This window comes from Pedobacter riviphilus, assembly GCF_014692875.1.
Taxonomy (GTDB): Bacteria; Bacteroidota; Bacteroidia; order Sphingobacteriales; family Sphingobacteriaceae; genus Pedobacter; species Pedobacter riviphilus.
Window position 1 is genome coordinate 1988288 of the sequence record NZ_CP061171.1, and the last position, 24108, is coordinate 2012395.

General features: G+C 38.8%; 18 protein-coding genes and 1 tRNA gene. 10 read left to right on the forward strand and 9 right to left on the reverse strand.

Features of this window, described 5'->3' with window-relative positions; genetic code table 11:
• Window positions 1–219 precede the first annotated feature (219 nt).
• The 3 genes from H9N25_RS08145 to H9N25_RS08155 all read right to left on the reverse strand — a co-directional run bounded on the left by H9N25_RS08145 (window position 220) and on the right by H9N25_RS08155 (window position 1844).
• Window positions 220–292, reverse strand: a tRNA-Lys gene (locus H9N25_RS08145).
• 180 nt (window positions 293–472) lie between these two features.
• A complete protein-coding gene (locus H9N25_RS08150) occupies window positions 473–1171 on the reverse strand; it encodes an NUDIX hydrolase (protein WP_167294220.1) in 699 nt (232 codons plus the stop codon).
• 1 nt (window position 1172) lies between these two features.
• Window positions 1173–1844 (reverse strand): HAD family hydrolase, encoded by a 672-nt coding sequence (locus tag H9N25_RS08155; protein WP_190328543.1) that lies wholly within the window; start codon window positions 1842–1844, stop codon window positions 1173–1175.
• A 191-nt stretch (window positions 1845–2035) separates the two neighbouring features.
• On the opposite strand from H9N25_RS08155, the gene H9N25_RS08160 reads away from it, so the two are divergent.
• Window positions 2036–3187, forward strand: a complete 1152-nt coding sequence (locus H9N25_RS08160) for an aldose epimerase family protein (RefSeq protein ID WP_190328544.1) — start codon at window positions 2036–2038, stop codon at window positions 3185–3187.
• Between the two features lie 291 nt (window positions 3188–3478).
• On the opposite strand, the gene H9N25_RS08165 is transcribed toward H9N25_RS08160, so the two are convergent.
• The 5 genes from H9N25_RS08165 to H9N25_RS08185 form a co-directional block, all read right to left on the reverse strand.
• Entirely contained in the window at window positions 3479–4642 is a 1164-nt protein-coding gene (locus H9N25_RS08165; protein ID WP_190328545.1) for an alpha-hydroxy acid oxidase, read from the reverse strand.
• 148 nt (window positions 4643–4790) lie between these two features.
• Complete coding sequence (locus H9N25_RS08170) at window positions 4791–5612, reverse strand: amidohydrolase family protein (RefSeq protein ID WP_190328546.1); 822 nt, start codon at window positions 5610–5612, stop codon at window positions 4791–4793.
• 13 nt (window positions 5613–5625) lie between these two features.
• Window positions 5626–5955 (reverse strand): L-rhamnose mutarotase, encoded by a 330-nt coding sequence (locus H9N25_RS08175; RefSeq protein ID WP_167294225.1) that lies wholly within the window; start codon window positions 5953–5955, stop codon window positions 5626–5628.
• Between the two features lies 1 nt (window position 5956).
• Window positions 5957–6811, reverse strand: coding sequence for a fumarylacetoacetate hydrolase family protein (locus H9N25_RS08180; protein WP_190328547.1), 855 nt, complete (start codon window positions 6809–6811; stop codon window positions 5957–5959).
• A gap of 33 nt (window positions 6812–6844) precedes the next feature.
• Complete coding sequence (locus tag H9N25_RS08185) at window positions 6845–7609, reverse strand: SDR family NAD(P)-dependent oxidoreductase (RefSeq protein ID WP_167294227.1); 765 nt, start codon at window positions 7607–7609, stop codon at window positions 6845–6847.
• Window positions 7610–7876: 267 nt separating this feature from the next.
• Between H9N25_RS08185 and H9N25_RS24515 the strand changes: the two genes are divergently transcribed.
• From H9N25_RS24515 to H9N25_RS08220, 9 genes are all read left to right on the forward strand, one after another.
• Window positions 7877–9415: a hypothetical protein gene (locus H9N25_RS24515; protein ID WP_223833664.1), complete on the forward strand. Its 1539-nt coding sequence runs from the start codon at window positions 7877–7879 to the stop codon at window positions 9413–9415.
• Window positions 9416–9510: 95 nt separating this feature from the next.
• A complete protein-coding gene (locus H9N25_RS24520) occupies window positions 9511–10611 on the forward strand; it encodes a hypothetical protein (protein ID WP_223833665.1) in 1101 nt (366 codons plus the stop codon).
• Window positions 10611–12164 carry an MGH1-like glycoside hydrolase domain-containing protein gene (locus tag H9N25_RS08195; protein ID WP_190328548.1) on the forward strand — a complete coding sequence of 518 codons (1554 nt, stop codon included), beginning with the start codon at window positions 10611–10613 and terminating at the stop codon, window positions 12162–12164. Before H9N25_RS24520 ends, H9N25_RS08195 begins: the two co-directional genes overlap by 1 nt.
• A 116-nt stretch (window positions 12165–12280) precedes the next feature.
• On the forward strand, window positions 12281–13867 hold the full coding sequence (locus tag H9N25_RS08200) for a glycoside hydrolase family 28 protein (protein WP_190328549.1): 1587 nt from the start codon (window positions 12281–12283) through the stop codon (window positions 13865–13867).
• 1 nt (window position 13868) lies between these two features.
• Complete coding sequence (locus H9N25_RS08205; RefSeq protein WP_190328550.1) at window positions 13869–16685, forward strand: glycoside hydrolase family 95 protein; 2817 nt, start codon at window positions 13869–13871, stop codon at window positions 16683–16685.
• A gap of 3 nt (window positions 16686–16688) precedes the next feature.
• Entirely contained in the window at window positions 16689–20306 is a 3618-nt protein-coding gene (locus H9N25_RS08210; RefSeq protein ID WP_190328551.1) for a malectin domain-containing carbohydrate-binding protein, read from the forward strand.
• Window positions 20307–20556: 250 nt separating this feature from the next.
• Window positions 20557–21972, forward strand: a complete 1416-nt coding sequence (locus H9N25_RS08215) for a sodium:solute symporter (protein WP_255524650.1) — start codon at window positions 20557–20559, stop codon at window positions 21970–21972.
• A 57-nt stretch (window positions 21973–22029) separates the two neighbouring features.
• Window positions 22030–22308: a dihydrodipicolinate synthase family protein gene (locus tag H9N25_RS24955; RefSeq protein WP_255524607.1), complete on the forward strand. Its 279-nt coding sequence runs from the start codon at window positions 22030–22032 to the stop codon at window positions 22306–22308.
• Window positions 22305–22961: a dihydrodipicolinate synthase family protein gene (locus H9N25_RS08220; RefSeq protein WP_255524608.1), complete on the forward strand. Its 657-nt coding sequence runs from the start codon at window positions 22305–22307 to the stop codon at window positions 22959–22961. Before H9N25_RS24955 ends, H9N25_RS08220 begins: the two co-directional genes overlap by 4 nt.
• Window positions 22962–23048: 87 nt before the next feature.
• On the opposite strand, the gene H9N25_RS08225 is transcribed toward H9N25_RS08220, so the two are convergent.
• Window positions 23049–23918: an AraC family transcriptional regulator gene (locus H9N25_RS08225; RefSeq protein WP_190328552.1), complete on the reverse strand. Its 870-nt coding sequence runs from the start codon at window positions 23916–23918 to the stop codon at window positions 23049–23051.
• Window positions 23919–24108: the final 190 nt, after the last annotated feature.

A 24108-nucleotide genomic window follows, 5' to 3' on the forward strand; every position in this document is an offset into this window, starting at 1 on the left:
TGCAGTTTTGCGGAAAAATATATCTGATTCTTTCAAAATCCACTCTGCACGAGCAATCTTTCAAAAATTCGGGAACCTATTTAAACAAATTTACATTGCCTGCATAGGTTCCCGAAAGGGTTGACATGATATGACCAGAAATAGGATGAAAATTTGCCGAAACTGGCTGTTTTGCTATGATAAAAACAAAAAAACCTCACATTTCTGTGAGGTTTCTTGTGATCCCGCTGGGATTCGAACCCAGGACCACTACATTAAAAGTGTAATGCTCTACCAGCTGAGCTACGGAATCATTTCCTTTTGTTTAAGGAGGTGCAAATATAGGGATTTATCCTTTCCTTGCAAACATTTTTTAAAAATGTTTTTGATGTTTTTTTCTGAGGTTAAAAATAGCCACTCTAACTACTTGATTTTAAATTTTCTACAATCAAAATTAACCTTAAAATTTATTTTATCCCATCAACAATCCACATTACTTACTGGCTTTAGGGATAAAGTTTAAAAATGATTGGAATTGTGCTTTGTGCTTATTTTTATCCAGTTTAAAATAAAAAGCACCACGACGCGAGCTTGATTTATCCTTATCAGCCTGTTTGATTAATAATCCACTGGCTGTAATCTTACGGATAAAATTTCGGTTATCAATTGGCGAATCGTAAACCTGTTCGTACAAGGCCTGAAGTTGTGGTATGGTAAACCGCTTGGGCAATAGCTCAAACAAAATAGGATGTAAGGCAGCCTGATAGCGAATTTTATCCATCGCTGCCTTAACCATCACATCGTGGTCGAAAATTAGTTCTGGAACTTCTTTAAGTTTGAACCACTCAGCATGATATTGGTCGTTTATCTGTTTATGGTATTTATTGATGTCTATCAGTGCAAAATAAACTACTGAAACTGTTCGTTCAATAGGGTCGCGATCTGGGTGGCCATATGCATGCAACTGTTCCAGATATACATCGTGTAAACCGGTTAATTCCAGTAAAATCCTTTTAGCGGCACCGTCAAGATCTTCTTGCTCACCAATAAAACCACCCATCAAACTCCATTGATCTTTTACCGGTTCTATTGCTCTTTTTATCACCAAAAGTTTTAGCTGGTCGCCGTCATAACCAAAAATAATGCAGTCTATTGCAACAAGAACAGGTTTTTGATTTAAATATTTTCCCATATTAAAATAGCGTATTTAGTTTAGCATCGTTATAATCTGTAATATAACCTAAGATATTCGGATAACCTTCAAACTCTTCGATTGTATGTGTGGTGGTTAATACTATACAGGGCATACCTGCATTTAAGGCAGATTCTACACCTTTCGGCGCATCTTCGAAAACCAGGCATTCTGCTGGTGTAATATTCAATGCTTTCGCTGCCTTTAAAAAAGTTTCTGGATCTGGTTTGCTTGTTTTTACATCATCTGCACTAATTATGGCATCCAGATAATGACGGATATTCAAGCCATCTATTACAAAATCTATATTAAAAGGTATTGCTGCAGATCCGATCGCCATTGGGATGTTGGCCTCTTTCGTACGTTCTAAAAATCGGTCTAATCCATCAATCAAAGCCAGGTGCGGCATATAACCTTGTTGATAACGCTTTTCTTTATCGATAGAAAGGCGTTCTATTTCTTCAGCATTAAATTTACCTTTCCCGAAAACACGTTCTAAAACTTCGTGGTTCTTTCCATACATTTCTTTTTTTACGCTTTCGTAATCGAGTCTGGCACCTAAGTCTTCCGTCATAATACTATACCAGGCCAAAGTATGGTATTCCATATCATTAATCATAGTGCCGTTCAAATCGAAAAGAAAAGCTTTAGGCTTAAAATTCAAATCATACATATAGCTGCTAAATTATGTGATTTTTTTTACTGTTGGGAATCCTCTTCTATATTATGAAAAATAATAAGTATAATCGTTACTTTAACGTTAATAAATTTTTCCTACTTTAGCCTTAACCAAAAATAAATTAATATGGAGCCGAGTCTAATTTTGTGCGCAATTGTAGATCCGCTTTCACAAATTTTTAATCCATGAAAAAAATATTCTTTAAGGCTTTGCCCTTCGCTACACTATGTTTAGCCATTTCTTTTACTTCATGTAATCCTAAATCTGATAAGGAAACACAGGCAAACGTAAAAACCGATTCGTTAAAATACAGCAGCACCATTGATGGTAAAGCCGTTAAACTTTACACGTTGAAAAACAAACAAGGTGCTTCGGTATCGATTAGCAATTACGGCGGTAGGGTGGTTTCGCTACTGGTTCCCGATAAAGACAATAAATTAACAGATGTGGTATTGGGTTACGATAGCGTGGGTGCTTACCGTAAAAAAGGCGAGCCGTTTTTTGGGGCCTTAATTGGCCGCTACGGAAACCGTATTGGCAAAGGTAAATTTACTTTAGACGGAAAAGAATACCAGTTACAGCTTAACGATGGGGTAAACACCTTACACGGCGGTACCGATGGCTTTTTCGGCAAAGTGTGGAATGCGAAACAACTGGATAGTACTAAGCTTGAATTGAGCTACGTTTCTAAAGATGGCGAAGCGGGTTATCCGGGTAAACTGGATGTGAAGGTAACTTATACTTTAACCGACGACAATGCGCTGCAAATTGATTACGTAGCAACTACTGATAAAAGCACCATTGTAAACTTAACCAACCACGCTTATTTTAACCTAAACGGCGAAGGTGATAGCACCATTTTAGACCACGAGCTAACCATTGATGCGAATGCTTATACACCAGTTGATTCGACCCTGATTCCGACAGGTAAATTGCAACCTGTTGCAGGTACTGCTTTCGATTTTAACAAAGCCAAATTAATAGGCAAACAAATTGGCGATAACGATGAGCAACTGAAATTTGGTAAAGGTTACGACCATAATTTTGCCTTAACCCATCACGATGGTAAAACACCGGTGGCTGTGGTAAAAAGTGCTAAAACGGGTATTATCTTATCGGTTATTACCACCGAGCCTGGCTTGCAGTTTTATAGCGGTAATTTCTTAACGGGTGTTGATAAAGATGGTAAAGGGGGTAAATCGTATCCACACCGTTCGGCTTTCTGTTTAGAAACGCAACACTTCCCTGATGCACCAAACCACCCGAATTTTGCTTCAACCGTACTTAAACCGGGCGAAACTTATAAAACGAGTACAACTTATAAGTTCTCAAAATAAGTTAATTGGTTAACCGTAAGTGTATGAAAGACCTCGCAGATTTTAGAAACCTGCGAGGTCTTTTTTTTACCTATTGGTCGGTGTGACACCGACCGAAGCACTTATCCTGTGAGTAGGGCTAATGTACATCATGTTATATAATGGTATTCAGATAGCTAATATAGGTAATAGAAGCTGGTTGGTGCGACACCAACCAGTAGATAAAGGTCCTTCGACAGGCTCAGGATGACAATTCTATATTAATAACACAACCTCTTTTTTGATTTTTAAGCACACCAGCTTAACTTATAATTACAATAACCTTTCAGGGAATTGCGAAATTTTTTCGATGGTGAGCTGTTGCATAATCTGATATAAATGCGCTTTAAACATATTAATGGTATGATCTCCGCCTTCATTACCCAATGCACCAACGCCATACATAAACGGGCGGCCCATAAAGTTGAATTCAGAGCCTACCGCATGTGCCCTGGCTAAATCAACGCCCGAACGGATCCCTCCATCTAACATGATTTTAAGTTTAGATTTATAGGCTTCATTTCCGGCAAGTTTAATTAAAGAGTTGATCGATGATTCACCCGCATCGATTTGTCGTCCGCCATGATTCGAAACAATAACCCCATCAACACCGATCTTTATAGCTGCCTGCATATCTTCATCTGTAGCAATGCCCTTTAATACCAATGGTCCTTTCCAGATTTCGCGGATGGCTGAAACCTTTTCTATGTCAACTTTCCCTGTAAACGTTCTATTCATAAACTGCCCCAGCTGCGACATATCCATTCCTTTTTCCATATATGGCTTTAACGTAGCAAAAGAAGGGATGCCATGCTGAAGTGTTTTAATGCCCCATAATGGCCTTGCAAACGCCTGTAAAATATTGTTTACCGACATTTTGGGTGGTATAGAAAGGCCACTTTTAATTTCTTTATATCTTAACCCGAAGGCAGGAACATCTACCAGCACAACCAAAACCGGGCACTCAACCGCTTTTAATCGCGATAAAATATCATCCCTCAGTTTATTTTCAGTAGGGTGATAAAGCTGAAACCAGGCTTTTCCTTCAGAAACTTCTGCAATGCGCTCGATACTGCTGGTAGATACCGTACTCAGCGTATAGGGAATATCGTGTTTGGCTGCAGCCCTGGCCAGAATCTCAGGTGCATTGGGCCACATTAAACCCTGTAAACCAATAGGGGATACGCCAAAAGGCGCACTGTATTTACGGCCAAAAAGCTCAACCGACATATCAATATCTCCACCTACACGTAAATAATTTGGTTTTAAGTATATATCATCGAAATCTGTTTCGTTACGGGCAAGGTTAAGCCCTTCGTTACAGCCACCTTCTAAATAATCGAATGCAAATTTCGGTATCCTGTTTTTTGCTTTACGTCTAAGGTCAGCTACTGAAGGATATTGAGGGTGATAAGGAAACGTAATTTTTTTGCTCATTATTTAATTATTGTCTTAGCTGAAGGCATGTTAAAAATCGAAAACTAACACAATATGTTGTAATCTCCGTCCTGCACTATCGGCTATATTTCATTTTTTGGAGAATTTAGGCACCAGGTATTAGCTCTGGTAGCGTAAAAAGCAATCTTTAAAGGCTGTAAAATCTATTCGCATTATCAGAAAAGATCATTTTTCTTTCTGCAACCGTAAACCGTTCTGTATACTTATTTACCAAATTAAACCAATCCTGGTAAGGCCTGCTGATTAACATCACCGGCCAATCGCTACCATACATTACCCGTTCAGGGCCAAACTGTTCAAATATGACATCGAAGCAGTTAAACAACTCTTTTTCGGTCCAGTTTTTCCAGTCAGCCTCGGCTAACAGGCCCGATACTTTACACAATACATTTGGGTTGGCAGCCAAAGTTTTAATATTTTCTGCCCACACTTTCAAATCCTGACTTTTTACATCCGGCTTGCCGCAATGATCCAATACAAATGGCTGATCGGGAATTTGATCAACCATTTGTATAATGGCTTCCAACTGATTGTGGTAACACAACAAATCGTAAGTATAATTGTACTTTTTTAACCGCTTAATACCTGTAATAAAAGCCGGATTAAGGATAAAATCGCGGTTCTCGGCCTGCAGGACATGTCGCCAGCCTTTAATGGTTTTATGATTTTGCCAAAAGCTTAAACGTTCATCCAGATTGGGGTTAAGCAAATCAACCCAACCCACAATACCTTTTATAATTTCGCTCTGCGCTGCCAATTTCAAGAGAAAATGGTTTTCCTCTTCAGACTGACTGGCCTGCACAGCAATACATCCGGTAATATGCAGGTTGTTGTAAGGCTCCACCAGGTTTTCAGGAGAAAAATCTTTTCGGATGATTTGCATATCGTCGTTAATCCAGTTATCTCTAACCGGGTCAAAATTCCAAAAATGTACATGGGTATCAATCATATTAAAAAAAGCACTAAAGTTTAAATATCTGGTCCATTAAGATCCATTTTTCGCCCGGTTTGGCTCCAGGCAAAGCCTGTTGGAATTTCCACATGAGGGTTTCCCATTCCTGCACTTTAGGATTGGCTAAATCAGCAGCGCTTTTCGCTTCAAAAGAAAAGCTTTCATTCACTTCCATAATCATAAACAGCCTGTTACCAGTGTGGTATATATCCAGATTTTCGATGCCAGATGAGCTGATGCTTTCTTTAATTTCAGGCCAAACTGATTGATGGTATTGCTTATATTCTTCAATAAGCTTTGCATCATCAACCAGATCGAGTGCCAGGCAATATCTTTTCATATTAATTTTCGCTGTAAGCTTTAACAGTTTGCTTGCTGGTACCTAAACCATCAATACCCAATTCCACTACATCGCCAGGTTTTAAATACCAGGGCTCAGGTTTTTGGCCTAAACCAACACCCGCAGGCGTACCCGTTGTAATTACATCGCCCGGTAAAAGGGTCATAAACTGACTGATGTATGAAATCATAAATGGGACATTAAAAATCAGGTTTGAAGTGTTACCATCCTGCAATGTTTTACCGTTAACAGTTAACCAAAGGCGTAAGTTATGCACGTCGGCAATTTCATCCTGTGTAGCAATAAATGGCCCGATCGGCGCAAAAGTATCGCAGCTTTTTCCTTTTACCCATTGGCCGTTTCTTTCAATCTGAAACTCACGTTCGCTATAATCGTTGTGCAATACATAACCTGCAATATGATCCAAAGCATTTTCTTCGGAAACATAACTCGCTTTTTTACCCACAACAATGCCCAATTCTACCTCCCAGTCGGTTTTTTTACTGTTTTTAGGAATAATTAAGTCATCATTTGGGCCAACTATGGCAGAAGTAGCTTTAAAGAATAAAATCGGCTCTGAGGGGATTGGCGCATTGGTTTCTGCAGCATGGTCTTTGTAATTTAGGCCTACACAGATAATTTTAGAAGGGCGTGCCAAAGCCGGACCAAGGCGTACACCTTTATCAACCTGAGGCAAATCAGCAGATTCGATGTCTTTTTTAAGTTTTTCTAAGCCATCGCCACTAAAAAATGCTTCGTTATAATCGCTAACCAATGCAGATACATCAAAATAATTATCGCCGATAATTACACCAGGTTTTTCTGCTCCTGCTTCGCCAAATCTTATTAATTTCATTATAAAACGCTTTATCGTATTTAAAAATATTTATTAATTGTTTAATGTTGTAAATCCGCCGTCAATTGGGTAGTCGCAACCGGTAATAAATGCGGCTTCGTCGCTACATAAATATAAGGCTAACGCACCAATTTCCTCAGGTTTAGCCATACGGCCGATAGGTTGTGTTTTAGATAACTTCTCAAACATTTCAGAAATGTTATCCGGGTAGTTTTTCTGTAAAAAGCCATCTACAAATGGTGTATGCACCCTTGCCGGTGAAATAGAATTACACCTGATATTTTCACCGATGTAATCTTTGGCCACGCTCATGGTCATGGCTTTTACAGCGCCTTTTGCTGTGCTGTAGGCAAAACGATCTGGTAAGCCAACTAATGCGGCAATAGAAGCCATATTGATGATTACACCACCACCCGCTAAACGGATTTGCGGAATAGCGGCATACAAGCAGTTGTAAACACCTTTAACATTTACACGCATTATCCGGTCGAAATCGCTTTCTTCGGTTGTATCGGCCTTGCCAATGTGTGCAATACCCGCATTATTTACTAAAATATTGATGCTTCCAATTTGCTCAAAAACGGCTTTAACCGCCTGGTGATCTGAAACATCGCAGGCATAACTGTAAGCTTCACCGCCATTTGTTTTAATTTCACCTAAGGTATCCTGGGCCTGTTCGGTTCCCAATTCGATGATATGAACCTCAGCACCCTGTTTGGCTAAAATAGTTGCAATAGCTCTTCCTATGCCGCTTCCCCCGCCTGTAACTACGGCTTTTTTGTTTTTTAGTGAAAACATGTATATGATTGGTTATAAATTATAATTGATTAGGATACAAATAAAATAAATATTCTTGATTAAAAATTTTATCTTCTTGCCTAAATATTAACAGATATTGTCATACGTCATTCTGGATATTCCAATAGCCTTACCTTGCATAAATTTTACAAAGCCAGTCAGTATTATTACTTATATTTGAATATTATATTTATATTTAAAAATAAATATCAACCAAATATTACATATAAACCTAGCAAATGGGTTTTGTTATTAGAGCCAATTTGAATGAGAAGTTTTCTGATTTTTATTTCCTGTTATTTTCTATCGATATCATTTTCTAATGCCAGTGTTCGGGCGCCGAAAACAATTGTAATTTCTACGGAAAATCATGTTCGCGTGCGTTTTGGCGCAGAAAAGCTATCAAAAGCTTTAGTGAAATTGAATTATTCAACCAAAATCGAACAAAAGGATAAACTTGCTGCAAATAACAATGTTATTGCAATTGGGGTGTTTTCAGATAAACTTTTTGTCAATAATCTTCCAGCAGAGATTAAAAATAAGATTTCAACGGCAAAAAAAGAAGGCTTTCATATCTATACAGGGAAAAACGGAATGCTTTATGTAATTGGGAATGATGCATCGGGTGCGCTGTACGGATGTATAGAACTGGCTGATCAGATCAATAGCACAGGTAAATTACCTACGAAGCTGGCATTTTCCGACCAGCCAGAAATGGTATTGAGAGGTACTTGTATCGGTCTACAGAAACCAGATTACCTGCCCGGACATGATGTTTATGAATATCCCTATACACCAGAAACTTTCCCATGGCTTTACGATAAAGCTTTGTGGATTAAGTATCTGGATATGATGGTCGAGAACCGCTATAATTCACTTTATTTATGGAATGGACATCCTTTTTCTTCGTTGCTGCGCTTAAAAGATTATCCCTATGCAGTAGAGGTTGATGATGCTACTTTAAAAAAGAATGAAGAAATCTTCCAGTTTTTAACTAAGGAGGCCGATAAACGAGGTATATGGGTGATTCAGATGTTTTACAATATTATTATTCCAAAACCCTTTGCCGATAAACATGGCTTAAAAACACAAGATCGAAACCGTCCGATTATTCCTTTAATTGCCGATTATACCCGTAAATCGATCGCCTCATTTGTCGAGAAATATCCGAATGTAGGCTTAATGGTGGCTTTAGGCGAAGCAATGGAAGGCGTGGGGCAGGATGATATAGATTGGTTTACCAAAACAATTATCCCAGGGGTTAAAGATGGATTAATAGCAGCTGGCATTAAGGAAGAACCTCCGATTGTACTTCGTGCACATGATACTGACGCACCAAGTGTGATGAAAGCTGCTTTACCTTTATATAAAAATTTATATACCGAAAATAAGTTTAATGGTGAGGCTTTAACTACTTACACACCGCGTGGAGCATGGGCTGATTTAAACAGGAAATTAGCTGCGATTGGCACTATCAACATTTCAAACGTCCATATTTTAGCTAATCTAGAGCCGTTTCGTTATGGTTCGGCAGACTTTATTCAGAAATCAGTTCAGGCAATGAACAAGATTTATGGTGCAAAAGGTTTGCATTTGTATCCTCAAGCCAGTTATTGGGACTGGCCATATGCTGCAGATGATGTAAAAGGAAGGTTATTGGAAGTAGACCGCGATTGGATCTGGTACAAGGAATGGGCAAGATATTCGTGGAATTCGCAAAGAGAACGTAGTGAAGAAATTAACTATTGGGCAAATGAGCTGGCTAATAAATATGGTGTTAATTTAACTGGGGTAAAGCTATTCTGAATGCCTATGAAGAATCGGGTGAAATATCACCCAAACTTTTGCGTAGGTACGGCATTACCGATGGCAACCGACAAACGTTAACCCTAGGTATGTTGATGACTCAGCTCATTAATCCGTTCCGTTACGGGTTGTTTACCTTAATGTACGAATCGGAAGCCCCAGAAGGCGAAATGATTATCGAATACGCCGAAAGAGAGTGGAAGAAACAAGGCCATATTGGAGAAACGCCAGTTCAGGTGGCACGCGAAGTGGTTGAACATGGCAAAAAAGCCATTCAATCTATTAATGAGGCCGCACCCAGCATAACAAAAGATACTGCAGAGTTTAAGCGACTTAGAAATGATATCTACTGTTATGATGAAATGGCTAATTTTTATGCAGAAAAAGTTAGGGCAGCCTTATGGATACTGCGGTATAAAAATTCGAACCAGGTATCCGATTTAGAACAGGCATTGCCTTTTCTTCAAAAAAGCGTAGATCATTATGCTAAACTGGTTAAATTAACTGAACACAGTTACCTGTACGCCAATAGCATGCAAACCAAACAACGGAAAATCCCGATGCGTGGTGTAGATAAAACTTTTATCCATTGGAAAGAGATGTTACCGGTTTTTAATAAAGAACTTGATCATTTTAAACATAGCATTGATTCTCTAAAGTCAACAAAACAGGGAACAGTTGCTGCAATTATACCTTATAAAACTGCTGATATTAAAGTCTTAAACGAAACAGAAAGTTATGTGGTAGCCAAAGATGCACAGCTTTTTACAGATACTGCAATTAAGATTAAAGAAGTTGCAGCGCAGTTACTAGGTTTAAAGGGAATTAAACTTACAAAGGAAAAGCAAATTAAAATTGGAACGGAAATTAAATTCAGCACCAAAGCACCTGTAAAACTGCTAATAGGCTTTTTTAATCAGAAAAACCCTCAATATCTTGCTCCTCCACAGTTGGAAACAGATGCGAGTGCCAATAACTATGGACAATCTGAAATCAAGATATCTAATGCGTTGGTGCTTTATGGCTTTCCACCGGTAAATGTTCATGCTTATTCTTTCCCTGCAGGTACACATACTTTAAATTTAGGTAAAGGGACCTGCCTGGTTTTAGGGTTTATTGATGACAAACAGGAACTGCGGATTTTTAATGCAGGTTTAGATGGTAGAGGAAAAGATATCGATTGGTTATTTGAATAATGATGAATACAAGAAATTTAATTGCAACAGCAGTATTGTTTGTATTGACAATCACGGGCTTTGCACAGCAGAAATCAATCCTGGGTACTGAAAAGCTGAAGAAATACGTAACATATTTCAATTATATAGACACCGAGGCGGTTAAAAACTTTGTGCCCAATGCTGAAGCCTTTACATGGTTAGCTGAGCAGATACCTTTGTTCGAATGCCCCGATTCGGTATTGGAGCAAAACTATTACTACCGCTGGTGGACTTACCGCAAACACCTGGTTAAGACTCCTGAAGGATTCATTTTTACTGAGTTTATCGAACCGGTTAAACATGCAGGGAAATACAATTCCATCAGCTGCGCATTAGGTCATCATATTTACGAAGGCAGGTGGTTAAAGGACAATGCTTATTTAAAAGATTACATTAAATTTTGGCTCTACTATGCTGATGTTGGCCAAACGAAACAACGTTTCCATCAATTTAGCAGCTGGGTAGATGATGCTGTCTATCAGAATTATCTGGTGCAGCCTGATCAGGGATTTTTGAAGGAAATTTTGCCTGCCTTGGATAAAGATTATAGCAAATGGGAATCTGAAAGGCAGCTTAAAAACGGCCTGTTCTGGCAAAATGATGTGAAAGATGGCATGGAAGAATCGATCAGTGGTTCACGTAGAGACCAGAACCAACGGCCAACCATAAACAGTTATATGTACGGCAATGCCATGGCTTTGGATAAAATTGCAGTTCTTTTAGGCGATAAAACCTTAGCTGACAAATACAAAAACAAAGCAACTGTACTCAAAAAGCTGGTTCAGGATAGTTTGTGGAATGCTGCTTCCTCGTTTTTTGAAACAAGAAAAGCCAAAGGAGGTTCATCGGATGTTAGAGAAGCCATCGGTTTTACACCATGGGAATTTAACTTACCCGATGATCAGTCAAAGTATGCAAAAGCCTGGGATCAGTTATTGGATACTGCCGGATTTAAAGCGCCCTGGGGCTTAACTACGGCTGAAAGAAGAAACCCAACATTCAGAACAAGGGGAACAGGGCACAGTTGCGAATGGGATGGAGCGCTTTGGCCTTTTGCCAGCTCACAAACGTTAAAAGGATTGGCCAATCTGTTAACCAATTATAAAAAACATGGTAAAATGACTGCTGAAGTCTTTTACCAGGAACTGTACCAGTATGCTGCTTCTCATGTTAAAAACGGAAAACCTTACATAGGTGAGTATCAGGATGAAAAAACCGGAGAATGGTTAAAAGGTGATAATCCAAGGAGCAGTTTTTACAATCATTCTACTTTTAATGATCTAATCATCAATGACCTGATCGGAATAAAACCACGTCAGGATAATGTGCTTGAGATATCTCCCTTAATCCCTAAAAACCAGTGGGATTGGTTCATGTTAGATCAAGTTTCGTATCACCATAAAACGTTGACTATTTTGTGGGATAAAACCGGAAAAAAATATAATAAGGGCAAAGGATTGTTGGTGTTTGTGGATGGTAAAGAGATTTATAAAGGAAAGGATTTAAAGCCTTTAAAAGTTCAAATGGACTAAATAGATCGTCATTGCGAGGCACGAAGCAATCCTAAAGCGTTAGTTATTATGCCGAGCGATAGTAGTAAGATTGCTTCGTGCCTCGCAATGACGAAAAAACAATAAAATATAACCAAATGAAACATTCCATTAACATCATTAAAGCTTTAATTTTCATCCTTGCTTTTGGTATCGGCTTAACTGCAAAATCCCAGTCTTATTACAACGTAGTTAAATACGGCGCTAAAAACGACAGCAGTAAACTGGCGACGACAGCAATTAAAAATGCAATAGAAGCGGCCTCAAAAGCTGGCGGCGGAACCGTTTATTTTCCTGCCGGAAAATACCTAACTGGTGCTATACATTTAAAAAGCAACATTACCATATTGATTGATGCAGGTGCCGAATTGCATTTCAGCGATAATTTTGATGATTATTTACCCATGGTAAAAAGCCGTTACGAAGGTATTGATGTAACTAGTTTTTCGCCCTTGTTTTATGCCTATAAAGTAGAAAATATCTCGATTATTGGTCGTGGGATAATTGATGGACATGGTAAAAAGTGGTGGGATTTTGTAGAAGGGTATAAAGAGGGGCAAGCACGTTCTAAATGGCAAATTATTTTTGAGGGCTTAAATAAAGATATTATTTTGCCAGATGATCCTAAACAAATGAAACGTGGCTTTCTTCGTCCGCCGTTTATACAACCCATGTTCTGTAAAAATGTGCTGATCGATGGGATAACCATCCGCAATTCGCCTTTTTGGACCTTAAATCCCGAGTTCTGCGAAAATGTTAAGGTTCATGCCGTTACCATTAACAATCCCCATTCGCCGAATACAGACGGGATAAATCCTGAGTCTTGTAAAAATGTGCACATTTCAGATTGCCACATCAGTGTAGGAGATGATTGTATCACGATCAAGTCGGGCAAAGATGCACCAGGACGAAAAATGGCCATTCCGGCAGAAAATTATGTGATTACAAATTGTACCATGCTGTCTGGTCATGGAGGCGTGGTTATTGGCAGTGAAATGTCGGGTGATGTACGTAAAATAGCCATCTCGAACTGTGTCTTCGACGGAACAGATAGGGGGATCCGCATTAAAACAGCCCGTGGAAGAGGCGGTGTTGTTGAAGAGATCAGAGTGAGTAATGTTATCATGAAAAACATTAAAGATCAGGCTATTGTGTTGGATATGCAGTATGCAAAAACAAATATAGAAGCTGTTTCTGATCGAACGCCTATCTTTAGAAATATCCATTTCAGCAATATCACCGGTCAGGTTAACCAGGCAGGTTATTTAAATGGTTTAGAAGAAATGCCTATCGATAATATTACCTTCAATGATATTAATATGGATGCCAAAACTGGTTTTTCTATTAATAATGCCAGTAATATTGAGTTTCATAACGTAACGGTGAATACCGAATTAGGTGCATCGATAAAGGCATTAAAGGTGAATAATTTAATTGTTGATGGTTTAAAAAGTAATAAACCTCATGTCAATGCGGCTGTAATTGATATCACTAATGTATCTGATCTGTTCCTGTACAATGCTTTCCCAACGAAAGAAACCGTTACTTATTTGAAATTAAGCGGGGCCGAGACTAAAAATATATACTTAGGAAATAATAATTTTAGACGAGTGAAAGAGGCCGTTAAAAAGGAGAAGGAAGTAAACAGTAACATCGAAATTATTTCAGGCGATAAAGGACAATAATATGAGGTTTAAACTTTTATTAAGTACATCATTTTTAATATTGACTGCTCATTTTAGCAGCTTTGCACAAGAAAACAATCATACGTTATGGTATAATAAGGCTGCAGAAAAGTGGACGGATGCTTTACCAATAGGTAATGGCAGATTGGGCGCCATGATTTTCGCCGGAACGGCTGTTGATCATATCCAGTTTAACGAAGAAACCGTTTGGACGGGCAAACCCAGAGATTATAACCGAAAAGGCGCCTATCAATACCTGCCAGAGATCAGAAAATTACTTTTTGAAGGGAAACAGGCAGCAGCTGAAGCTTTAGCACAAGAACATTTTATGGGCTTGCAAAGTAGCTCGGGCGACAGGAAAGTCTGGGTAAATGAAATGAAAGCCGGCAAAGGCATTCAGGGCAATCCTGCGCTTACAAATTTTGACGATAAACTTTGGAAAACCATAAAAGTACCTGCCTATGAAGGTTGGGAAACGGTAGGCTTAGCCAATTTAGACGGTGCCGTTTGGTTCAGGACCACTTTTGATGTGCCTGAAAATTGGATTGGAAAAGATCTTATACTCGATCTTAACCGCATCCGCGATCAGGATTTTACTTATATAAACGGTCAATTGGTCGGTAATACCGATAATACGGAGCCCAGAAAATACACCATTCCAGCAAAGCTGATTAAAAAAGGCAGAAATGTGATTGCCATCCAGGTGCTTAATTATTTCGACAAAGGCGGATTGGCTGGTTATAAAGACAGTACAAAAAAGATTGGTATTTATCCTGTTGGCGAAAGTATGGAGCAGGGCATTTCGTTAGTTAAAGATTGGAAATATAAAATCCAGGACGAAAGCCCGCCTTCCGTTCCACAATACCAGGGAAGTTATCAGCCTTTTGGAGATTTGAACCTATATTTCAAGCAGACCAAATCTATTGTTACTAATTACAAACGGTCTTTGGACATCAGCACAGCCGTTGCACAAACAACTTATACTATAAATGGTGTAAATTATCAGCGTGAGTATTTTGCAAGTCAGCCAAACCAAGCCATTGTAATCCATTTAACGGCCGATAAAAAAGCATCCATCAGTTTCGATGCTGAACTTTCCAGTGCGCACCGAAAATCATCCGTAAAAGCTTTAGGAAATAATGTAATTGCTTTATCTGTTCAGGTTAAGGATGGCGCGATTAAGGGAGAAAGCCGATTAACAGCTTTAATCAAAAATGGATCTGTTAAGATGATTAATGGCAAAATTAGCATCAATCAGGCAGATGAAGTGACACTTTATTTAACAGCTGGAACGAATTTTATCAATGCACAAGATGTATCTGGAAACCCCGCAACGGCCAATATTAAAGCACTGAATAGTTTAAAAGGTAAAGCGTACGCCGAAATCAAACAGCGCCACATTAAAGAATACCAAAGCTATTATAACACCTTTAGTGTCGATTTTGGCCGATCAGATAATGAAAACCTTCCCACAGACGAAAGATTAACAAAATTTGCAACGGCTAACGATCCTGCTTTCGCAGCACTGTACATGCAGTATGGAAGATATTTGTTGATTTCCAGTTCGAGACCCGGTACTCAGCCAGCCAATCTCCAGGGGATTTGGAACGATTTGCTTACACCACCATGGGGAAGCAAGTACACCACCAATATTAACCTCGAAATGAATTACTGGCCAACTGAAATCCTTAATTTGTCGGCACTAAACGCGCCGCTTTTCAGCAAAATCAAAGGACTGGCTATAACCGGAGCCGAAACAGCAAAAGAATATTACAATGCCCGTGGTTGGGTTTTACATCACAATACTGATTTGTGGAACGGTACCGCACCGATTAATGCATCCAATCATGGTATTTGGGTAAGTGGAAGTGGTTGGTTAAGTGAGCATTTATGGGAGCATTATCAATTTAGTAAAGATCGTAAGTTTCTGGAAAGTGAAGCCTATCCTTTAATGAAACAAGCTGCTTTGTTTTATGAAGATTTTTTAGTGAAAGATCCTAAAACCGGCTGGTTGATCAGTACGCCATCTAATTCGCCTGAAAATGGTGGTTTAGTGGCTGGCCCAACAATGGACCACCAGATTATCAGATCGCTTTTCAGAAATTGCATAGTAGCAGCCGAAATGCTTAATGTAGATGCGGAATTTAGAAAATCGTTAGCTGAAAAAGTTAAACAGCTGGCACCAAATCAGATAGGCAAATACGGACAGTTACAAGAATGGTTAACCGATGTAGACGATACCGCAAGTAAACACCGCCATGTTTCTCATTTATGGGGTGTGTATCCTGGAAATGATATTAACTGGGATAGTAACGAAAAGATGATGCAAGCAGCAAAACAATCTTTATTGTATCGGGGAGATGATGCTACAGGCTGGAGTCTTGCCTGGAAGATCAATTTCTGGGCCAGGTTTAAAGATGGTGATCATGCCATGAAATTGGTAAAAATGTTAATGAAACCTGCTAATAATGGCGCAGGTTCTTATGTGAATCTTTTTGATGCGCATCCGCCTTTCCAAATAGATGGAAACTTTGGTGGTGCAGCCGGAATCGCTGAAATGATTGTGCAAAGCCATCAGGGTTATCTGGATATTTTACCGGCTTTACCAACAGCCATGCCGCATGGCGAAATTAAAGGGCTCTGTGCCAGAGGTGGCTTTGAGCTGGATTTAACCTGGGATAAGGGCATGCTTACTTCACTTAAAGTAAAATCTAAAACAGGTGGGAATTGTCAGCTACGTTATAAAAATTCAGCTGTTCTACTTAGAACTAAAGCTGGTGAAAGTTATAAACTGAACGGAGATTTGAAATTGCTATAAAATATGGATAATAAAATCGTCATTGCGAGGAGGAACGACGAAGCAATCTCCTTTACAAAAGACTTATTTAAAGTTAATTTTTCAAATATTTTTTGCCGCATACACCTTGGTTCGTGTCACCACGAACCAAAAAGAATTCAATTTAAACAGTTGTTTTTATTGCTGTTATTCTTCATCATATATGGGGCCAATCCCCTTTATGCACAAAGGCAAACCAGAAAAGATATTTTATTAAACGCCAATTGGCTCAGCATTGCCGATGAGAAAAACAAAAATGCTTTTGATGGCTTTCAGCTGGTTAGCTACAAAACCTTAAACTGGAAAAAAGTAAATGTTCCACATAACTGGGATCAATACGAAGGCTATCAACGCAAACTTCATGGCAATAAACATGGTTATGCCTGGTACCGAAAAACATTTCAAACCCACGAAATTAAGGTTGGAAAACGGTTTTTTCTGTATTTCGAAGGCGTAGGTTCGTATGCAACAGTTTGGTTAAACGGTAAAAAAGTGGGCTACCACGCTGGCGGGCGAACAACTTTTACTTTGGATGTTACTGCCGCAATTAAATTGAATAATCAGGAAAATATCTTGGCAGTTCGGGCTGATCAGCCCGCAAATATCCAAGATTTACCCTGGGTTGATGGCGGCTGCTCTACCGAACGCGGTTTTTCAGAAGGTTCGCAGCCCATGGGGATTTTCCGTCCGGTTCACTTAATTGTGACTAATGATATCCGCGTTGAACCATTTGGTATCCACATTTGGAACGATAATCAAATCTCAGAAAAGGCGGCCATTCTGAATCTGAGTACTACGGTTAAAAATTATAGTTTAAAGCCTAAAAATATAAGCGTTGTAAACAGATTGCTAGATCTGAATGGAAAACAGATTAAAGAACTGACAAAATCTCTTGTTGTTCCTGCCGGGAAAGAAATTCAGATCGACCAGCAGACTGACAAGATCATCAGTCCGAAACTTTGGTCGTTGGAAAATCCATATCTCTATACTTTTCAAACCGCCATTATAGAGAATGGAAAGCTTGTAGATGAACTGAAAACGCCCTATGGCATCCGGTGGATCAGCTGGCCTATTGGCAAACAAGTGAACCAGAAACAGTTTCTGTTAAATGGTAAACCTGTTTTTATTAATGGAATTGCTGAGTATGAGCATTTAATTGGTCAGAGCCATGCTTTTAGTAACGAACAGATCAGTTCGAGAGTTAGGCAAATTAAAGCTGCAGGTTTTAATGCTTTCCGTGATGCACATCAACCACATAACTTATTGTATTCTGATTATTGGGATAAAGAAGGGATTTTATGCTGGACACAAATGGCCGCTCACATCTGGTACGATACACCAGAATTCAGGAAAAATTTTAAAACGCTTTTAACGGATTGGGTAAAAGAGCGCAGGAACAGTCCTGCAGTGGTGTTATGGGGATTGGAAAACGAAAGCACCCTGCCCGAAGATTTCGCAAAAGAATGCACAGAACTGATTAGAAAATTAGATCCGACAGCTTCATCACAAAGAAAAGTAACTACTTGTAATGGCGGTAAAGGAACCGATTGGGATGTTCCCCAAAACTGGACCGGCACCTATGGTGGTAATCCGTTAACTTATGGAGAAGATCTTCAAAGACAGGTTTTGGTTGGCGAATACGGTGCCTGGAGAACGATTGATCTTCATGATACAGATGACAATGGTAAAGGTTATACCGAAAATAAAATGACTGATCTGATGGAAACAAAAGTTCGCCTGGCCGAATCGGTAAAAGATAAAACCGCTGGTCATTTTTTCTGGCTGTATAGCTCGCATGATAACCCTGGAAGGGTGCAAGGTGGCGAGGGATTAAGAGATTTAGATCGGGTAGGCCCGATAAATTACAAGGGCATGTTTACACCTTGGGAGGAGCCTACGGATGTATTCTACATGTTCAGGGCAAATTATGCCCCAAAGCAAACTGAGCCTATGGTGTATATTGTTTCGCATACCTGGCCAAACCGTTGGAACAAACCAGGTATAAAGGATAGTGTTGTGGTTTATTCTAACTGCGATGAAGTGGAACTGTTTAATGATGTAAACGGCAAATCTTTAGGCAGAAGAAAACGTGCTGCAATAGGTACACATTTCCAATGGAACAAGCCTGATATCCAGTTTAATGTATTATATGCAGTAGGTTACGTGAACGGAAAAGCTGTAGCTAAAGATCAAATGGTATTGCAAAATCTGCCTAAAAGTCCAAATTTCGACACTTTAATCAAGGATAAAAAATTAACAGTACCATCTCAGGGATATAATTATGTGTACCGCGTAAACTGCGGTGGTGGAGATTATACAGATGCCAACGGGAATAAATGGTCTGCAGATAGGAATTTAAGCGCTCCTGATAACTTTGGCTCTACCTCATGGACTGCTAATTTCTCGGGTATACCTGATTTTTTCGCCAGTCAACGCCGTACTTTTCAACTCATCAATGGCACCAAAGATTGGAAGATTTTTCAGACTTTCAGATATGGCAGAAATCAGTTGAAATATCATTTTCCGCTACCTGACAGCGAATATCTGGTTGAGCTTTATTTTATAGAACCTTGGCTGGGTATTGGCGGAGGTTTTGATGCCAAAGCCATGCGCTTATTTGATGTGGCATTTAATGGCAAAACCGTTATTAAAGATTTAGATATCTGGAAAGAAGCGGGTAGTAACACTTTATTGAAAAAAACAATTAAAGCTTCAATCAAAGGTGGCTTTTTGGATATTAACTTCCCTGAGGTGAAAGTGGGTCAGGCAGTTATTTCGGGCATTGCCATAGCTAGTTTAAATCAAAATATTAAACCTGCATCAGCAAGTAATTCGCTTTTAACAAAAATAAAAAATGCTGAATTAAACAGCTGGCTCGATATTGGAGAAGAGCAGTTTAAAGGGGAGAAATCATCATTTACCCATTTACCTTCAAATTTATATGGTGCAGAATGGTTAAAAGCTTCACGAAGACAGGAAAGTATCGAATTTACGGCTACCGATAGTGTTGACACTTTTATTGCGCTGAATAAAAAAAGTAGTATTCCGCAAGGATTTGAAAATACTAAAACCACTTTGAGCAACAGCAATGATGAAACGTTTGATCTTTATCGCAAAAGACTTATTCCCAACGAAAGTATCATTTTTAATAGTAGAGTGGCAACCGTTTTTGTATTGCCCATTAGCCATTTACAACCCGCTTATGATTTAAAAACCACCACAACCTACAAAGCTACTGACGCTATTTTAGAAGGTAAAGATGTTGTGAAAGCAATTTTAATGGATAAACAGCGTGTAATTTTTAATGCGACGAGCCAAGGGAGCTTAACCTGGCAGTTATCAGTTGGTGTTGCCGATACCTATTCCTTAACCATTAAGTACCATAATCCGTCCGATCAGCCCTTGAAAGCCAAACTGGAATTTTTATCGGCAGATGGAATATCAATGAAAACAGAAATGGTTGAATTTGCACCAACTAAAACCGGAAAATGGAATTACCTCAGTACCAATACCGGCAGCATGATTAATGCCGGGACTTATAAACTCAAATTAATTGCTACAGAAACCAAAGGACTGGCAGTTGATGCTTTAGATGTTCAATAAGATAAGATGGTACAATATGTGGCCAAAATCTTATATTAATGTTGATATTTAGTCATGCATATTTGTTTTAACCAAATTAATAAACGAGCCAACAAATAATGAAAGGACTTCCTGTAGTCGATCTTGCAATCATCTTCATTTATCTTGTTGGAATGATATTAGTTGGGTTTATTTTTCGAGGAAAAATAAAAACTCCGAGCAATTTACAAAAGCTTCGGGCCTGATCCCCGGATGGGCGATAGGTTTATCTATTTATGCAACATTTTTAAGCAGCAATACTTTTTTAGGGGTGCCCGGTAAGGCTTTCGGGAGCAACTGGAATGCATTTGTATTCAGCATTTCGATGCCGCTAGCAGCATGGATCGCTTCAAAATACTTTGTTCCATTTTATAGGAATACTGGCGAAATATCGGCCTATACCCATTTAGAAAAACGTTTTGGTGCATGGGCAAGGGTATATGCAGTTATTTGTTTCCTATTAACGCAGCTGGCCAGAATGGGATCGATATTTTTCGGTATTGCCCTGAGCTTACAGGCACTTACAGGTTATTCCATGCAGATGATTATGATTGTAATGGGCATTTGTATCATTGTTTATACCGTTCTAGGAGGAATTGAAGCGGTAATATGGACAGAAGTGGTACAGGCGGTAGTGAAAACATTTGGTGCCTTACTCATTCTGTATTTAATCATTTCGAATATGCCGGGAGGAGTTTCGAAGGTTGTAGAAATCGGGAAATCTGCTGATAAATTTAGCCTTGGCAGTTTTAAGCTCGATTTTGTAGGATCATCGTTTTGGGTGGTGTTACTTTATGGTTTTTTTATCAATCTGAATAACTTCGGAATGGACCAAAACTACATCCAGCGTTACCATACCGCATCATCAAGTAAAGCAGCTTCGAAATCGATCTGGTTGTGCGTGTGGCTATATATCCCGGCATCATTGCTCTTTTTTATTATAGGATCTTGCTTGTACGCCTATTACGAAATCAATCCAGAATTAGTGCAGTCGATAAAACACCAGGTGGCGATAGAACGTTTGCCCTTACATGCTTCGGCAGCAGAGGTGTTGAAGGTACAGCATACATTACTGCCATCAGATTATGGCGACAAAATTATGCCACATTTTATGGTGACTAAAATCCCTGTAGGTTTGGTTGGTTTAATTGTATCAGCCATCTTATCTGCGGCAATGAGTACCATAAGCTCTGGAATGAACGCTTCAGCAACAGTGTTTTCGGTTGATATTTATAAAAGATATTTTAAGCCTGATGTAACCGAAAAGCAGAATTTATCACTGTTACATTTGGCCACTATTGGCTTTGGTTTGTTGGGTATGATTGCTGGTATTGCGATGATTGGCGTAAAAAGCATTTTAGACATTTGGTGGGAATTATCAGGTATTTTTGCGGCAGGAATGCTGGGGCTATTCCTTTTGGGTATTATCAGTAGGCAAACTAAAAACCATGAAGCCATAACAGCAACAACAATCGGCATTGCCGTAATTATATGGATGACATTTTCTTCACTTCTTCCTCCAGAATATGAAGTTTTTAGAAATCCTTTACATAAAAACATGATTATCGTGATCGGCACTTTAACCATTTTTTTAGCAGGACTTTTCCTGACGAAAATTAAAAACGAAAAAACTAAAACAGCCCATTAAAAACCATTCTGGTTTTATCAGGCAATTAAATAGAACAATTTACCATATCAGAATATAATGGAAAACTCACAAAAAGGGTTCATCCCGGTAATGCTCATGCCTTTTTTAAGCAACGGGAACATCGATTACCCGGCACTTACACAGCTTACAGAGATTTATTTACAGGCTGGATCATCGGGTTTATTTGCCAATTGTCTGTCGAGCGAAATGTTTGAATTGACTGGTAAAGAACGAATTCAGGTCATAAAACATGTGATAAAAGTAGTAGATGGGGCAGTACCCGTAATAGCTACCGGGACCTTCGGGGGGAAATCAGCAAACAGGCCGATTTTGTGAAAGAAGTAAGCGATGCAGGGGTAGAAGCGGTGATTGCAATTAGCAGTTTACTTGCCGAAGAAAATGAAACTGACGAGGTTTTTAACGAAAGGGTATTCGATCTTTTACACCAGACAGATAAAATTCCATTAGGATTTTACGAATGCCCTGTGCCTTATAAAAGAGTATTAAAACCACAACAATTAGCCGATTTTGTTTCTACCGATCGAGTGATTTACCATAAAGACACCTGCCTGGACCTTGTACAGATTAAAGAAAAACTCAAACTGACAGAAGGTAAGACTTTTGGATTATACGATGCATATATCGTACATGCGGTAGAATCGCTAAAAGCCGGAGCTTCAGGTTTATCTTGTATCCAGGGGAATTACTTTCCAGAATTGATTGTATGGCTTTGCGACCATTACAATGATGAAGCTTTTAAAGATGAAGTACAGGTGGTACAACAGTTTTTAATCGATAACATGGACGTAATGCATAACGTTTATCCAGTAGTATCGAAATATTTCCTGCAAAAGAGAGGGCTTAATATTTCGACTTTTACCCGTAGAAATGTAGGCTCGTTTACGCCAAGCATAGTAAAAGGAGTAGAAACATTGTTTGATGATTATACCTTGTTACGCAATAACTTGAATATTAAGATTTTTATATAGTGGTACAGTCGTCATCCTGAACTTGTTTCAGGATCTATTTTGCTGGACCTTATAGGTCTTAAAAACCTATAAGGTCTGAATAAATACTTAATTCAAATACTTCCTCTTATAGTCTAAAGGCGTCATCCCCGTTACCTTTTTAAAATGCCGGTAGAAGTTAGATACATTATTAAAACCACAATCAAAACAGATCATTTCGGTTGGTAGCTTGTTTTCAATCAGGAAACGGCAGGCGTGGCTCACCCTAATTTCGATCAGGAAATCATAAAAGGTCTTCTTCGTCATCAGTTTAAAATACCTGCAGAAAGAAGTTACGCTTAAATTACTCAATGAAGCCACTTCTTCCAATGTAATATCCTTTTTATAATTACTCAGGGTATAATTACAGATTTTATTGATTCGGAGTGTTTCAGACTCATTGCTTTGATAGAATGTATTTTTGCTCGTTACAATCGTCGAAAATTCATCCGTTTCTGCCAATGTTTTTAAGATAGATAAAAGGATAATGATCCGGTCCAAATTGGTCGCATCAACAGCAGCCCGCATTAAATCAACCAGTTTATCTTTAGCTTTCCCTTTAATTACCATTCCGCTTTTGGCTTTTTCGAATAATTTAGGGATCAGGTAAGCTTCAGGTAAAGTAAGCATGTATTTACCCAAACAATCGGGTAAGAAATGGATCACCATGGCTTCGGTTGTAAGATCGGGGTTATTTTGGAAATATTCATCTTTACAACGCCAGGTATGAGGCAGGTTTTCACCTAAAAGCACCATCTCATCTGGCACAAAATTACTGATGTTGTCGCCAATAAAACGAAGGCCTTCTCCTTTGATTACATAATGCAATTCCAGTTCAGGATGGTAGTGCCAGATATTTCCAAAGTCAGGTTTGATATCGTGACGGATGCTAAATGAACTTTGTAAGGTAATTGGAACTTTATGAAAATGAGGTTTCATGTAAAAATAAATATTTGGTTAGGACTGTATTACAATATTCTACAAATTGTGCCACAGTGGTCTAAAGTTAGCGAGTTTAATGATAACATCCTATATTAATTTGATAAAAACTATCAGGAAATAGTGTTTTTCATTGTTGAGTTTTGTATATAGCCGTAAAGGCATAACCCAAATATAAACTGACAAATTA